General features: G+C 36.3%; 15 protein-coding genes. All 15 read right to left on the bottom strand.

The features are described 5' to 3' along the window. On the bottom strand, positions 1–1245 hold a 1245-nt coding region (locus AZF08_RS30730; protein ID WP_063177267.1), incomplete at its 3' end, for a hypothetical protein. 423 nt (positions 1246–1668) lie between these two features. Continuing rightward, entirely contained in the window at positions 1669–2331 is a 663-nt protein-coding gene (locus AZF08_RS09180; RefSeq protein ID WP_033678246.1) for a restriction endonuclease, read from the bottom strand. Continuing rightward, complete coding sequence (locus AZF08_RS09185) at positions 2324–3301, bottom strand: DUF3991 and TOPRIM domain-containing protein (protein ID WP_033678245.1); 978 nt, start codon at positions 3299–3301, stop codon at positions 2324–2326. The genes AZF08_RS09180 and AZF08_RS09185 overlap by 8 nt, the downstream gene beginning before the upstream one ends. A 91-nt stretch (positions 3302–3392) precedes the next feature. Further along, complete coding sequence (locus AZF08_RS09190; protein ID WP_033678243.1) at positions 3393–6050, bottom strand: type IA DNA topoisomerase; 2658 nt, start codon at positions 6048–6050, stop codon at positions 3393–3395. Positions 6051–6064: 14 nt separating this feature from the next. Continuing rightward, on the bottom strand, positions 6065–6199 hold the full coding sequence (locus AZF08_RS31745; protein ID WP_265182930.1) for a hypothetical protein: 135 nt from the start codon (positions 6197–6199) through the stop codon (positions 6065–6067). Beyond that, entirely contained in the window at positions 6196–6384 is a 189-nt protein-coding gene (locus AZF08_RS09195; RefSeq protein ID WP_033678241.1) for a hypothetical protein, read from the bottom strand. Before AZF08_RS09195 ends, AZF08_RS31745 begins: the two co-directional genes overlap by 4 nt. Positions 6385–6506: 122 nt before the next feature. Continuing rightward, on the bottom strand, positions 6507–8585 hold the full coding sequence (locus AZF08_RS09200; protein WP_033678238.1) for an ArdC-like ssDNA-binding domain-containing protein: 2079 nt from the start codon (positions 8583–8585) through the stop codon (positions 6507–6509). Then, positions 8569–8853 carry a hypothetical protein gene (locus tag AZF08_RS09205; protein WP_033678236.1) on the bottom strand — a complete coding sequence of 95 codons (285 nt, stop codon included), beginning with the start codon at positions 8851–8853 and terminating at the stop codon, positions 8569–8571. The genes AZF08_RS09200 and AZF08_RS09205 overlap by 17 nt, the downstream gene beginning before the upstream one ends. A gap of 42 nt (positions 8854–8895) precedes the next feature. Continuing rightward, positions 8896–9333: a hypothetical protein gene (locus AZF08_RS09210; protein WP_033678234.1), complete on the bottom strand. Its 438-nt coding sequence runs from the start codon at positions 9331–9333 to the stop codon at positions 8896–8898. Next, on the bottom strand, positions 9334–10527 hold the full coding sequence (mobP2, locus tag AZF08_RS09215) for a MobP2 family relaxase (RefSeq protein ID WP_033678232.1): 1194 nt from the start codon (positions 10525–10527) through the stop codon (positions 9334–9336). Then, positions 10520–10780 carry a hypothetical protein gene (locus AZF08_RS09220; RefSeq protein ID WP_033678230.1) on the bottom strand — a complete coding sequence of 87 codons (261 nt, stop codon included), beginning with the start codon at positions 10778–10780 and terminating at the stop codon, positions 10520–10522. Before AZF08_RS09220 ends, mobP2 begins: the two co-directional genes overlap by 8 nt. A gap of 260 nt (positions 10781–11040) precedes the next feature. Beyond that, entirely contained in the window at positions 11041–11937 is an 897-nt protein-coding gene (locus AZF08_RS09225) for a hypothetical protein (RefSeq protein ID WP_033678228.1), read from the bottom strand. A 22-nt stretch (positions 11938–11959) separates the two neighbouring features. After that, positions 11960–12538 carry a hypothetical protein gene (locus tag AZF08_RS09230; protein WP_033678227.1) on the bottom strand — a complete coding sequence of 193 codons (579 nt, stop codon included), beginning with the start codon at positions 12536–12538 and terminating at the stop codon, positions 11960–11962. 13 nt (positions 12539–12551) lie between these two features. Further along, positions 12552–12824: a hypothetical protein gene (locus tag AZF08_RS09235; protein WP_033678225.1), complete on the bottom strand. Its 273-nt coding sequence runs from the start codon at positions 12822–12824 to the stop codon at positions 12552–12554. A gap of 29 nt (positions 12825–12853) precedes the next feature. Beyond that, a complete protein-coding gene (locus AZF08_RS09240; protein ID WP_033678223.1) occupies positions 12854–13972 on the bottom strand; it encodes a bifunctional lytic transglycosylase/C40 family peptidase in 1119 nt (372 codons plus the stop codon). Positions 13973–13976: the final 4 nt, after the last annotated feature.

Below are 13976 nucleotides of genomic sequence, written 5' to 3' on the forward strand. Positions count from 1 at the left end.
CGCTGGTGCTAATTCATAACTCTCCCGTCGTGCCATCCCTTCATACCAATAAGCCCCTTGCACTGAGCCGTTTGCTCCAATCCACCATAATTCGAAAGTATTTGGCCTTCTCGACACCACTGCAATACCTCCATTGGTAGAAGCGCTTCCCGCTGGTGCTAATTCATAACTTTCTCGTCGTGTCATTCCCTCATACCAATAAGCCCCTTGCACTGAGCCGTTTGCTCCAATCCACCATAGTTCGAAAGTGTTTGGCCCTCTCGACACCGCTGCAATACCTCCATTGGTAGAAGTGCTTCCCGCTGGTGCTAATTCATAACTCTCCCGTCGTGCCATCCCTTCATACCAATAAGCCCCTTGCACTGAGCCGTTTGCTCCAATCCACCATAATTCGAAAGTGTTTGGCATTCTCGACACCGCCGCAATACCTCCATTGGTAGAAGCACTTCCCACTGGTGCTAATTCATAACTCTCTCGTCGTGCCATTCCCTCATACCAATAAGCCCCTTGCACTGAGCCGTTTGCTCCAATCCACCATAGTTCGAAAGTGTTTGGCCTTCTCGATACCGCTGCAATACCCCCATTGGTAGAAGCGCTTCCCGCTGGTGCTAATTCATAAGTTTCTCGTCCTCCACCCTCATACCAATACGCCCCTTGCACTGAGCCGTTTGCTCCAATCCACCATAGTTCGAAAGTGTTTGGCATTCTCGTTGTGGCTGCGATCCCTCCACTGGAAGCCCTACTCGATCGGGTTCTTTCCCAAGAAATCCACCAAAAATCTACGAGCCCATGAATTTTGTAAAACAGCGTGCTTTTTGGTGCATTAATAGGTCTCCCAACAATTGGTTCATTGTATACAATCGATGATGCCCTATGAAGAAATCGATTATGAATACCAAGTTCAATAAATAATCCAAGTTCGTCAGCTGAAGCAAATGGTGGATTATTAGTCAGAATTCGCCTTTCAGCGTCTTCCCATCCAGAGTTCCATCCTGCGCTGGCTACCTTTAGCTCTGATGGAATTGACGTCCACGGTGCAACTGCATTGTGATCGGCAAATGGTTGAGAATCGTACCACTGATGAAATCTAACTAGGAAATCTCGGTGAAATTGGAGAAATTCTAAACCTGCATCACGGTTTGGAGGTAAGATCCTTCGTGTCGGAAGAGTAGGATGAGCTTCTGGCTCATGCCAAGCGTGATGTTCATGATCGAGATTTTCTGGAAAATTGGGTATTATCGGCATTTTATCATCTCCTTTTAGGAAAAAATTCACACTTAAAATAATCACCTTTTAATATGCCAAATATATGAGTGTTTATCCTTGTAAATATGAGCTTTGGTATAAATTCATTTTCTTGTTCTACTAATGCATCTTTAGCTTAAAACCAATTATTCCAAATTTTATTTATTTGTACATTCACTTACTTAAGAATATGGCCCTTTAACGGAACAACTTATTGTCACTCAACAGTTCCTTAATCGACCTTTCAATTTCAGATGTTCTTTTCCTTTTCCCTATAAATACACCCCTTTAGATAATCTAAAGGGGTAAAACGGTGCAATTTTTTTATAAACGGTATAACTTTATTCAAAACGGTACATCTTTTTTATAAACGGTACGACTTTATTTCAAATCTACACAAAGGAGCTGGATTTTCATCACAGCTCACTTATTTATTGCTTCTGTATGTGTACATGTAGGATATTGAGAACATCCAAAAAATTTGTTTCCAGTTTTATTTGAGTTTCTGACGACCAATTGATTTTTACATGCTGGGCATTTCCGTTCTGCAGGATCTATCCCCTGATATACATCTTCTGCCGAATGCTCAGGGTTAATTTTGTTAATCAATTTTTGAAGTTCTACACGATCTATCAGCTTTATATTACATGCTTCTGCTAATTCTTTGGCTTGTTTTGTATATACACTGTTCGTCACAACCCATCCTTCCTGTGCCTTGTAATAGGCTTGAGCTGCATAAATCTCCTGTACCGCACTGATGCCAACTCTATTTTTCATCCCATATCGTTTTGCTTGAATGACAATACGATTTTTCCCTTTTAATACGAGGTCTGCCCCAAAATCATGGGACTGCTTTGTAACCATCGGGGAATACCCAAGTTCTCGAAAGAGAGCCTTCAGATATACTTCAAATTGATGACCATCCATTTTATCGATATATTGAATACCCGACTTTGCCATTCGCTTCAGTATTCTTCGCTCCTGGATCTTCCGGTACACAAATTTACAAATATGAAAGAGAACATAAAGGATAAAACCGCAAATCAAAACCTGTAGTATATTTGGCATTGCTGGTAGATTAGACACTTCGCTCCACCTCTTTTATCGGATTTACTTTTTTCGATTGAGCCGTTTCTTTCGGCTGCTTTTGGGCTACTTGTTTTTTTCGTACATCGTTCCAATCTTTCTCATGTGTTGGGATCTCTTCTTTCAGATCTACGAAGCATTTCATGGTTTGAATGAAGTCTTTTCCTGCCTTATCATTATCTACTGCCATGATGACCTCTTTGATATCATGCCCTTCCTTTTTCGCATCAATTAAAGCCTGGATTACTGTCTTGGATTTTAATCCATGCATGGATACCATGCGAGCGTTTTGTATTTGGTTTTGCTTGATGCTCCAGTGGGATAACATATCAATTGGATCTTCATAGAAATAAATCTTATTTGGCTTTCCTACATCGACTGTAAAACCTGCATTAATCTTTTCATAATTCGGGACAATTTGTTTAAAGCTCCCTCTCTTATTTTCCATTTTGACTGTACCTTGACGGCTCATTCCAATTACCTTACCTTTACCGCCTTCTTCTCTCCATTTGAACACAACATTATTTCGTTTGTCCTGGGCGATGAGATCCTTCTTGATAAGCCAATTTACTAAACGAGCATCTATTTTCCGCTCATCAATCAAGTACTGTTTGATCTCCGTTTGCTTCATCACTTCTAAGTTTTTAGGGTAAATAAAAGGCTGCTTTCTCTTTTGATGGTCACCATCTGCTTTTGAACGATCAAATTCTTTGTAATCACCTTTATTGATATCTAATACAGCTTGTGGAAAAGTCATTTTATAGTACATCATCGCAAAGCTAATCGCTCCATATCCTTTCTCGTTACGACTGTTCCAGGCGTATTGGTTTCCTTTAATGATGAGACTGTCATGTTCCGTATGCCGATAATAATTACCCTCTTTCTTAAACGTTTCTCCCTTTGCTTCCAGATATGAAATCAAATCTATTTTTCTGGCTTTCATCGTATCCTCCGTACTGACATGTGCCATTACGGAATCCCTCCTTTACTCTATAAAATGAAATAAAAAAGAGGACTATTCCATTTCATAGTCCTCTTTTGCCACTTTATGAATTTGATTTTTATTTGCCAAATAAGAATTTTAGTCGCTTCTCTTGTACGCTGTACGATAAACGAGCATCGAACTTTTTACCGCTTTTATTTGATACAAACCCTTTGATCTGATCTGTCACATTCTTTTCTAACAATTTTTTCACATGATTACTGCTTAAATTTTTTCCAGAAAACGTACCAAAAATAATAAAATCGCATCCCTTTTTATATTTTTCACATAAGTAATTACTTTTCCCTACAATGACTCGACTCTTACACAATGGACATTTACCTATTGTTCGATCTTCTGTCGTTGGAAACCGGAATTTGAGACCCAAATCCTCCTCCATATATATGGCTGCCGTGAATTCCCCTTTTTCTCCTTGGAAACCGTTTATGAAATCCGTTGTTTTATACTGAATCAGCTTTTTAATTTGATTACCAGGAATTGCTTTTCCTTTCATTTTTGCTGGTAACATGAAATTACAGCCGTTTTTATGCTCGGTGCATCCATAGAATGTTTTACGGTGAAGAATCTCGCCCTTCTTGCATTTTGGACATTTACCGAATGAAAGCTCTTCTTCTGTCGGGAACTGAAACTTAATTTGCCCTTCATGTAATACTAAGTAAGCTGAAAACTCCTTCTCATTAGATTTAAATCCCTTTAGAAGATCAGTTTTCTTATCCTCAAACAACTTTTTCACCTGTACTTCAGGAATCGCTTTTTCCTTAATCTTTTTCGGTAATGAAATTTCACATTCAGGATAGTTGCTGCACCCATAAAAATTACCTTTATGAAGGATCTTTCCTTTTCTACAAGGGCATTTGCACACCTCAATTTGTTGATTCCAGGTATTTATAATGTTGTCCGATACTTTATCATCCATTGCGCCTAATTTCTCTACTGTACCCTTTACAAATGTATTCGTCTTCTCTACAAACACATCATAATTCATCTCATTCTTTTCAATCATGTAGATCATTCCTTCCATTTCAGCCGTATAAGCTGGATTTTTGATTTCATCTACCGGAAAAGCATCTATAAACGCACGACCAATATCAGTTGTTCGAATTTGATTGTTTGTAATAGCGATATAGCTTCGCTCTAAGAGCTTGGGAATAAAGGTTTCTTCTGTTGCGACTGTTCCGATCCGTTTCCCTTTCATGAGTTCTTTCAAATGTTCATCGTCTAGTTTCCGTCCCGCCGTTTCCATAAAAGTTAAAATGGAACTTTCCGTATGAAACGCTGGTTTCTTTGTCCTGGACTCCACTAGGTCATACTGAACGATTCTGAAAGAATCTCCTTCCTGTAAAACAGGGATCTGAAACGCCTCAACAGATCCTTCTTCAATATCCTCCTGAAACACACTTAAAAACCCTTTCTCTTGTAGGATCTTTTCTTTTGTGATGTATGTGTTGCCTTCTTGATCTATAAAATGGACTTCTCGTACAAGGTAGATTGCTGGTTTCATAAAGTTCCAAATAAACCGTTTTACAATCAAGTCATATAACTGTTTTTCTAATGAATTTCGGTTGGTCCCGACATATAATTTCGTTGTTGGGATAATGGCAAAGTGGCTACTCACCAGATCATCATTAAAAGTAGTGTGTTTTTTAGTAATAGAAGTGTGATCCACTTGTTGTACTAGGTTTACATAAGAGCTATTTTCTAATGCTCCCATTACTTCTTTTACTCGTTCCACTTGTTCTGTAGGTAAATGTCGGGATGAGGAACGAGGATAGGTAATAAATCCTTCTTCATATAAACTCTGAATATGTTTTTTGGCTGTCTCTGCATTCACCTTCAGTCTGGCATGAGCATCTTTATATATGTCCGTTAAGTTATATAGCAATTTAGGTTTCTTTTTTCTCGTACTCTCTTTAAATTCCGTTACGATTAGATTCGTGTCTTTTAGGCTATCCCCAAGCTTTTGTAAAGGAGCTGGATCTACAAGTTGATCTTCTGTTTTCATTACTGGTGTCAAAGCATTCTCCGTTAAAAGTTTCAAATTATAGTAGGTTTGTTCTTTATAATTTTGAATCGCAATCTCCCTCTGACGGATCTCATGTAAAATACACATTTGAACACGACCTGAAGCCAATAAGAACTGATTTCTCGCCAATTTTGACGTACAACCTCTGGTAACATTAATGCCAAGAATATAGTCCAGGTACTGCCTTGCTTTAGCTGATTGTGCAAGCCCTTCATAGTCTGCACCTGGCTCCAATCGGTTCAACGCTCCTTCTAATTCTGCGGCCTCATAAGAAGAGATAAAAAGGCGTGATTCCTGTTTATGCACGCATGCATGTTCATATATTTCACGATAGATAAGTTCGCCTTCCCTATCTGCATCACAGGCATTGACCACATGATCCACATCGGGACGGTTTAACAACTTTATCAATGTTTGAATTTGTTCTAGACTATCTGATTTCTCCTTGTATTCTGGCTTTAAAATAATAGGCAAGTGTTCAAAATTGAATTCCTTGTACCTTTCGTCTATTTCTTCAGGATGTTTTAGTTCTAATAAATGACCACGGCACCAGCTAATAATGTAATTTTCATTTTCGTAATAGCCATAATACGGCTTACTTCCCGGATGTTTTTGTGAGTTTCTGAATCTAGGTGATTTTAATAATTCAACCGCTACCTTCGGTTTTTCCGCAATAAATAATGTCTTTCCCATAAATAACCCTCCTATTAATCTACAATTTGATTTTGACGCTTCCATTTCTTAGTTCTCAGCTTTTTAATGATTCGCTGACTGAATAGCAATAAAACATTCAAAAAGACCGCTATGAGGAACATACAACTTGCGAAAAGCCATACATTCATGACATGACCCTCCATTTCAATTCCTTTTGCAAAAATACATACAATGTTTTTTGTTGCGACAACATTTCACGCACAGTTTGAATTTCATTTTTAGATAATGAAATAAAAATCAGTTCTTTTGAATCTTCCCTTTCAGCCCAAACACCTTTGTAATCAATATCTACAATCTCCGCAATACTTCCCATTCTCTTTCACTCCTTTCGCTCTAAAAACAAGAAAGAGGGCGTTACAAATCGCCCTCTTTCTACTTTCTATTCATAAAAAAATCATTTTTCGTTTCCTCAATTGAGTAACAAAAAATGATTCTTTATCGTTCCATTTCCATTTCTTTTTTATTCGATTTTTTTGTAATTTTTGGCTTCTCCTCTTTCCCTACTGAAACAGGTTCCAGCTTTTTATCAGTTTCTTGCTTACTATTCTTCTCAATTAATGGCGGCTTGATCTTATCCATATCTAGTTCACTTGAAGTCGTCGATTGATGAAACGTAATCCCTTCTTTCCCTAATTTCTCATCTACCTGACTTTCTAATTTCATGACATGTTCCTGGCTTACTAACTCATTATCAATTGAGACATACTTTGTTGTATAATACCGTTCTTCCGCCTTTACACGAGTTACGATGCTATCAATATCTTCTGGTGATTCTTCATGTTGTAATCGTCTGTACGCTTCATATTTCATACTTAAATCTTTATCTAATGGAGATGGTTCCTTTTCCATTTGTTTTTCACTTAATTTATCATTCCTAAGCTTTTCATCAACCCTATTTTCTAAATTCACAACATGTTCTTGGCTTACTAACTCATTATCAATAGATACATCTTTTAATGTACTATACTTTCCTTCAGCCATTACACGAGCTACTACGCTATTAACCTCACCTGGATTTTCTTCATATTGTGACCGTCTGTACGTTTCGTATTTTTCGCTTAAATCTTTATCTAATTCTAGAGAGAAAATTGATTCATACCCGTCTTTCCTTGCTTCTTTATAAAACTCTAATTCTTTCTCACTAAAGATTGGTTTGTCTTGTTTCTTTTCCTTATCAACTAAAGTTCGATAGCGCTCATTTCTTACAATTTCATGTAAGTTCATATTTGCATCTTTCTGGTGTACGACGAAAGATTGATTTCCCTTCTTATCCCAAATAGATTCTTGGACTTTTTCGTATAATTTTTCACTCAGTATGATATCTAACCGAGTATTACCTCTATCCCCATTTTTACGCATCAGAGGCGCATATAACTGGCGGCTTGATGGTTCAAGTTGCAACACTGGCACATGGTATATATCTTTCGCATCAGAATCCATCATATGCATCATTCCTACTGTTTTATCTTTCGCATTTGGCAATGCTTCAATTGTCACAAGCGGTGTTATTTCCTTACCGTTTTCTTTATTTTCCATATTTTCCACCTCTTTTTTATTTGTTTGTTCCTTCTCTTTTTCTAATTTGTTTTCAATGGTTTCAATAAACTCAATGGAGGTTTCATGTACCTCTTTTAGTAATTTGGTTTTATCTTTCATTTCTTTTCCTTTTGTCCAGTTCGCTAAGTATCCGAGCGAATACTCACTTGTATCAATTCCAAAATAAGAAGAAACCGTATAAGCTGTCATTTCCGCTTGAAATTCTTTTTCCGGTGCCGTGTAATTCATATGTGTTTCCACTGTATGAAGTTTGGCATGGGCAAATTCATGCAGTAACGTTTTTACATTTTGCAATTCACTGTTTCTTGGATTTAAGGCAACCTCTTTTGTTAAGGTGTAGCTCACCCCCTTTGCGACTCCAAGCTCTTCTTTCGGCTCAATAATTTTCACACCGTTTTTATCCGCAATGGCTTCCATTCCTTTATACAAACTCTTATAATCTTGCACGCTTCCTTCTAGCCAACGATTCGGAAAAATACGAGGTAGATCTTCCGCTTTTACATTCGTTTGTGAGGCATCGAATACATGACCGACAGAAAAATATAAGCGACCTGGTTTCACCTCTACACTTTTAGAATCAATTTGTTTTTTCTCTTCTTCACTTGCCTTTGTAACGGTTTTCCATGTGCCTTCTTTGTCTTTAAATTTTGCTGTTGTTCGGTTAGGAACAAGGATCTGAATTCCTTTCTCCCCCTTATTAACTGAGAAACCTTTTTCTTTCCAAAAAGAAAAGGAACCAACTGCCCTGGCTCCCTCGAATTGACTCTGTATTAATGCAATATTAGATGGTGAATAGTGATAAAACTTAGCCATAAATGATAAATATTCTTTTAGATCTTCTGGTGAACGAAAATACCCTTCTATGCTTTTTTCCATCTTTTTTGTTAGAGTTTGCACCGCTTCTTTTTTCTCTTCTGGTGATTTTGTTTTATACTTTTTCTTATATTTTTGACTCATAATCTTTTTCTACTCCTTCACTTGCTTGCTGCAATTCCTCCATTTCTTCCTCATTCCATCTCTCGTTTGTATCGAAGAAAAGTTCATGTGTTTTTACGTTAATGGGAACCAACATATTTTCTTGATTCATCACATGTATTGCGAGTTCTTCCTCTTGCTCTCTTGTAATCTGAACGGTTAATTCTTCATCCCTTACAAGTAAGATTAGTTCACCTTCTCCAACTGCTTTTATAACCCCTAATGCCATATCTTCATGAAATAACAACATCATAATAACCTCCTATTTTTTTATAAAAAAGAGCAATGTAATTTACGTTACATTGCTCTTTGATGCCTCATGATCTAAACGTTTTTGCCTTAAGTGATTAATTCGTTCTTCCACAGCTTTTTTTGCCATTGTTACACCACCTACTTCCATCTTATCAGTAGTAATAATGCTTTCTAAATCTAAGTCGTTTGCCATAAAGTAACCATTCATTAATTCAATTAAAACTTGTGTATTTCTATCCGCACTATTTGCACCAAGACGAATTTTTGTTAGCTCACTTTTTAATATGTCATGAAGATTTTTTGAAACAACTTCAGTAACATAATTGAGTGACCATTCCATACTTTTGGCTGCTTGATGTTCCTTACAAATTCTTGCCATCGCTTCCCCTGTATATCGTATTCCCTGTTCCTCCATGTAGTCTTTTATATAATCCTCTGTTTCTTGACTCATTGTTACTTGCCTTCTAATTGTACTCATTTAATATCCCCTTTCATTTTGATACTGGATTTCTTTTTGCATGCGCTCATAGTACTTTTGGTTCTTCCAACTGTCATATTCACTTTTAAAAGCACGTTCCATTTTTTTCATGGAATACTGAATAGATACATTCTGTTGAAATTTTTGATATGGCTTTGATTTTTTCATATGCTGAATTCTTTTTTGTTCTTTATCATATGCCTTCATTTCTTGTAAAAAGGCATTCCCCATTCTTTTGTATAGGTCATTGATTTTATTCGCCTTATAATTTTCATACAGCTTCTTGTCATACTTTCCTTCCCCATATGCTTCTTTAAAAACTTGCACTTCCTTATCAAGTTTTTGAAGAAACCGGTCGTAATCTTTTTTATGATGATGTTGAATGTATCTACTACTTAATTCATCTATTTGAGGCTTTAATTGCTGAATTGTATTGTAACTATATTGCCACTGCCTTTTATCATCTGGTAACTGTTTATAGATTTGGAGAAACAATGGTTTCAAGTGACTGTTGCGCCAATTAAAAACAGAATCCTCTTTTTTACTTCCTACCATATTGTTTCGAATGAGATCATTTATTTGTTTCTGTTCCAACTTCCGATCTAACAAATTATTAACAACTTTCCCTTTCATGGCATCCAATGTTTTTGGTTTTCTTTTTCCACGTTCTCTTGTTGGATATGGCTCAACAGTTGCCACATGAATATGAACGTTATCCGTATTAAAATGTATAGCCGCTGACCAAATAGAACTTTTTTCTAACCCCTCTCTTTTTTGCATTTCCTTCATCGCAAGTCGTGTCACATCCTTTAGTTTTTTTTCATCTAATGTTTTTGTCTTTGCATCATAAATACCTTGTTCCTCAAGCCAAGGATTATGAAATGAAATGACATCTTGCCACATGATACTTTCATTTTCATGAGCGGTTTTAAACATTTCCTTTAAGGCTTTTTTCTCACTTTCTGTTAAACGGTTTGAGTGTTCGGTGAACAGTGCTGATGTTTTTTCTGGATTCCCCATATATTCTTGATACAATTCAAACATTTTTGGATTGAGCTTCACTTCACTTTTCGCTTCTTCTCGATCTACATATTCGATATAGTCCTGAAATGCATCAGAATTCGGTAAAACAAATCTCGTTTTTAAAACAACACCTGGTGTTACAGAAGATGGAATAGAAACTGTATTACTCATTTTCATCACCCTGCATCATCATTTGAATAAACTCATTCATTTTGTGCATTTCGTTATAACACTCTTTCATGACATAAATGTTCTTTTCAATTAGATTTTCTAATTCCATTTCTCTTTTATTTTGTTGCTGAAAAAATGCTAGCATTTCAATTTGGTTTTTCAAAAATTTCTGCCTTGATATTCCTTTTCTCTTTGCAATTTCATCTATTTTTTTCACGGCAATTGGATCTACTTCTCTAATTCTAATTTCCACTTTTCCCTCTCCTTTCTGCAAATTCGGGTAGAGCACTAAAAATTGTGAGAAGAGCATAAGGGGTTTTTGTTCCCACCTAGGGTGTGAAGCTAGGCGGAGCCTAGCAAAACGATGGGAACAAGAAAATCCTCTAGGTGAGTACTCACTGATGACACGAAATTAACAACTGAGTACTCAGTGAGGATACAAAAACGACTACCTAAGTACTCAAAGAGTATTCAAATTCTACTGGTGAGTACTCAGTGGTGACATGACTTTTTTCATTTTTTATGAATTTCTTTTGCCTTTTCCTCTAATTTTTTGATCTTATCTCTTGCGGTTTTTTGTTCCGATTTAAACAGTTCCACGTTCTTTTCTGAGAATTTAATTTTGGATTCTAAAGCTGAGATTTTAGATTGGGTTTCCATCTTTTCCGCTTCTGTTTGGTACTTCATTTCCTCTTTCATCTCTTTTACTTTTTGGTCAACTGTCTTCGCATTTTCTTCTTCCATCTTGATTGCTTTTCCGTAGTTTTCAATCTTTGTTTCCCAATCTTTTTTATCTCTTTCGATGAAATCTAATTCATAATACTGCTTATCTTTTGCTAACAACTCATCATCCGTTTTTGTTTTTCTTTGATCGGTATAAATGGTATGAACAAGTTTATTTGGACTTTTCGCATTTGTATTTTCCTCTTCAAATTCAGAAGCATCTTGTGTAAATTTCCGAATATCCATTTGTTCCTTTTCACTGTTTTTATTGTAAATATCTAAGGCTAACGCTCCCCAATTTGGAGATAAATTTTGTACTTCCAGTACATAATTCCCATTCTCTTCATACAACACTTTGACAGGTAATTTTGCACCTGGATTTGTTTTTTCTTGCGCTTTAAATGTAAAACCTGTTTCTTCATATCCTTCTAATTTGAATCGAATTTCGATGAAATTTTTATGCGGATTGTATTCTCTCTTTTCTACAATCAACTTCCCCATACCAGACAATTTAATTACTTTATTGGTTTCGGTATGAAATAACTTTTCATTGTTGGGCATGTAAATTTCAGATGTCAGGAAAGCAAAAAAAACAAGAAATATAAAGCTGATAATTGCCATATACACCCACGACTTATTTCTTCTTAAATTGATTCTTTCACTCTTTTTACTAATTGCTCCAAGCACGCTCCCACCTCACCTTTTTGAGTTATAATACTTTCATATTGAGTTCTTCTACACTCGTTACTCGCCATGAATCCTTTTCTTTTTTTAAGATCATACGCAACACATTTTTCACTTTCTCTTCTCGATTCTGAGATGAATCTGTTGTCACGTTTATGAATTCAGCTAACACATGTACTTCTGGTTGATCGGGTTCATTTTCTTGTAAATAAAACTTCATTTCAGTTGGTTTTGTTTTATAAGTATCACCTAATTCGTATTTATCCGTAGGATAAAATTGTTGTAAAAGCTCCTCACCCATAATGGATTTTGCTTTTTCTTTTCGCTCATTGTAGCCTTCTTTTTCCCGATGAAAAGATAATTGAATAAATGTTTCGGCGGTTGATAAATACGCTCTTCTTTGCTGTTCTTGTGCGGAAGGAAGCACCTGATCCAATCGTTTTTTTAACTCTTCATTCTGTTTTGTTAACAGTTCATTTGAAAGTTTGAATTGTTTTTCTTTCCCATCACTCATTGATTTTTTACTAAGATAGATATTAAAAACCGTCACACCTGCTACTAAAATAGCAAGCACAATAAACAACACTTTCCGTTTATCTTTCATATCAATTCCCCCTTTACTTCGCAATTTTGTTTAGCTGTTCAATCGCATTCCAGTATGATTGTATTTCTGTTTTAGCCCCTTCTTCTGAAGGGAAATTTGCTATCACCCATAAATAAGTTTTCCCTTCATAGTAAAATGTTTTGTGTTCTATAAAATGTGATATCTCGTTTTCTTTCAATTCTCGATGTAAAAGAAAATTTGAATCATCAACATTTTGGATCAAATAATTTGATGGTTTAATAACTACATTTTTAAATTCCTCAATCGGTGCTTCTATCAATTTCATTTTAATTTCCCCTTTACTTTTTCATTTTTTTAGAACCTTCTTACATGCCCTGAAAATACTTTTTTCCAGTATGGATTATTTAAATCTTCAATGAACACACCTTTATTTGTTTGGCAACCAATGAAGGTATTTTTATCAATGACAATCCCAACATGCCCATCACCTTTATACGTATCAAAGAAAATGACATCTCCAGCTTTCATATCATTTGGAGAGATCTTTGTACCGATTTTATTTAATGTTTCTGTACTCGTACTTCCCAAATCTCCGACATTCATTCCTACTTGTTCGAACGCCCACCGGACAAAACTACTACAATCAAAAATGCCTCTAGCAATATCAGATTGTGTTCGACCACCACCAAAAACATAGGTAGAACGACCAATCCATTGACGACCAACATCCGCAACTTTTGACCCACTTGAACCGCCACTTCCTGACCCACCAGATACTACAGAACCCGGCTGATAGTACTTCAAAACGGCGTCAACGTACATAAAATCGCCATAGCAAGCCTGGAATGGAACTGCTTCTGGTCTTAGGCAATGATACATTCCTGTGTGCTTCAATTTTTGATACATTTGTTGTGAAAATTTAATTGCTAGTTCCTTTGTATACTTACCTCCATTTGCAAAAATAAAATCAAAAAAACCAGTGCCATAATTGTAGGCTTGAAGTGATGTTTTAATATGATCCATATCTCCTGGACTTGTTACACCAGCTCTTTCTATCGCATGTTTAAATTCTTGTACACCAGCCCAAATGGAGTAATCGGGATCTGTAATACAGTTCGGTGATTTACAATATTTTGTGTTATACGCTCCTTCAGAACTTTGCATCGGATCATTGCCACGCCCTCCGCTTTCTTGCATCATTTGTGCTAACATCAAGGCAACAAAAGGTTCTACACCAAACTCTTTCGCATACTTCCGAACCGTAGGTTCCCACTTCAAAACTTCAGGGGAAACATTCATAACTTGCCCTTCACCTGTATACGTAATATCACCTGTATCTGTGCCACTATCACTTCCCATTGCTGCAATAAAAATACTAACAACTCCAAGTAAAAGAAAAGAAAAAAGACTCATCACGATTAACCCTAAAGTGATGAGCCATTTCTTTGGTATTACTTTTAAAACAAGATGCATTTCA

The organism is Bacillus gaemokensis, assembly GCF_001590835.1.
In the GTDB taxonomy this organism is placed as follows: Bacteria; Bacillota; Bacilli; order Bacillales; family Bacillaceae_G; genus Bacillus_A; species Bacillus_A gaemokensis.

Coding starts and splice junctions, on each gene's coding strand:
- mobP2 (WP_033678232.1), bottom strand. CDS start 10,527: ATGAGTAATACAGTTTCTATTCCATCTTCTGTAACACCAGGTGTTGTT.
- AZF08_RS09195 (WP_033678241.1), bottom strand. CDS start 6,384: ATGGGAAGTATTGCGGAGATTGTAGATATTGATTACAAAGGTGTTTGG.
- AZF08_RS09190 (WP_033678243.1), bottom strand. CDS start 6,050: ATGGGAAAGACATTATTTATTGCGGAAAAACCGAAGGTAGCGGTTGAA.
- AZF08_RS09240 (WP_033678223.1), bottom strand. CDS start 13,972: ATGCATCTTGTTTTAAAAGTAATACCAAAGAAATGGCTCATCACTTTA.
- AZF08_RS09200 (WP_033678238.1), bottom strand. CDS start 8,585: ATGAGTCAAAAATATAAGAAAAAGTATAAAACAAAATCACCAGAAGAG.
- AZF08_RS09230 (WP_033678227.1), bottom strand. CDS start 12,538: ATGAAAGATAAACGGAAAGTGTTGTTTATTGTGCTTGCTATTTTAGTA.
- AZF08_RS09235 (WP_033678225.1), bottom strand. CDS start 12,824: ATGAAATTGATAGAAGCACCGATTGAGGAATTTAAAAATGTAGTTATT.
- AZF08_RS09205 (WP_033678236.1), bottom strand. CDS start 8,853: ATGTTGTTATTTCATGAAGATATGGCATTAGGGGTTATAAAAGCAGTT.
- AZF08_RS09210 (WP_033678234.1), bottom strand. CDS start 9,333: ATGAGTACAATTAGAAGGCAAGTAACAATGAGTCAAGAAACAGAGGAT.
- AZF08_RS09185 (WP_033678245.1), bottom strand. CDS start 3,301: ATGGCACATGTCAGTACGGAGGATACGATGAAAGCCAGAAAAATAGAT.
- AZF08_RS31745 (WP_265182930.1), bottom strand. CDS start 6,199: ATGAATGTATGGCTTTTCGCAAGTTGTATGTTCCTCATAGCGGTCTTT.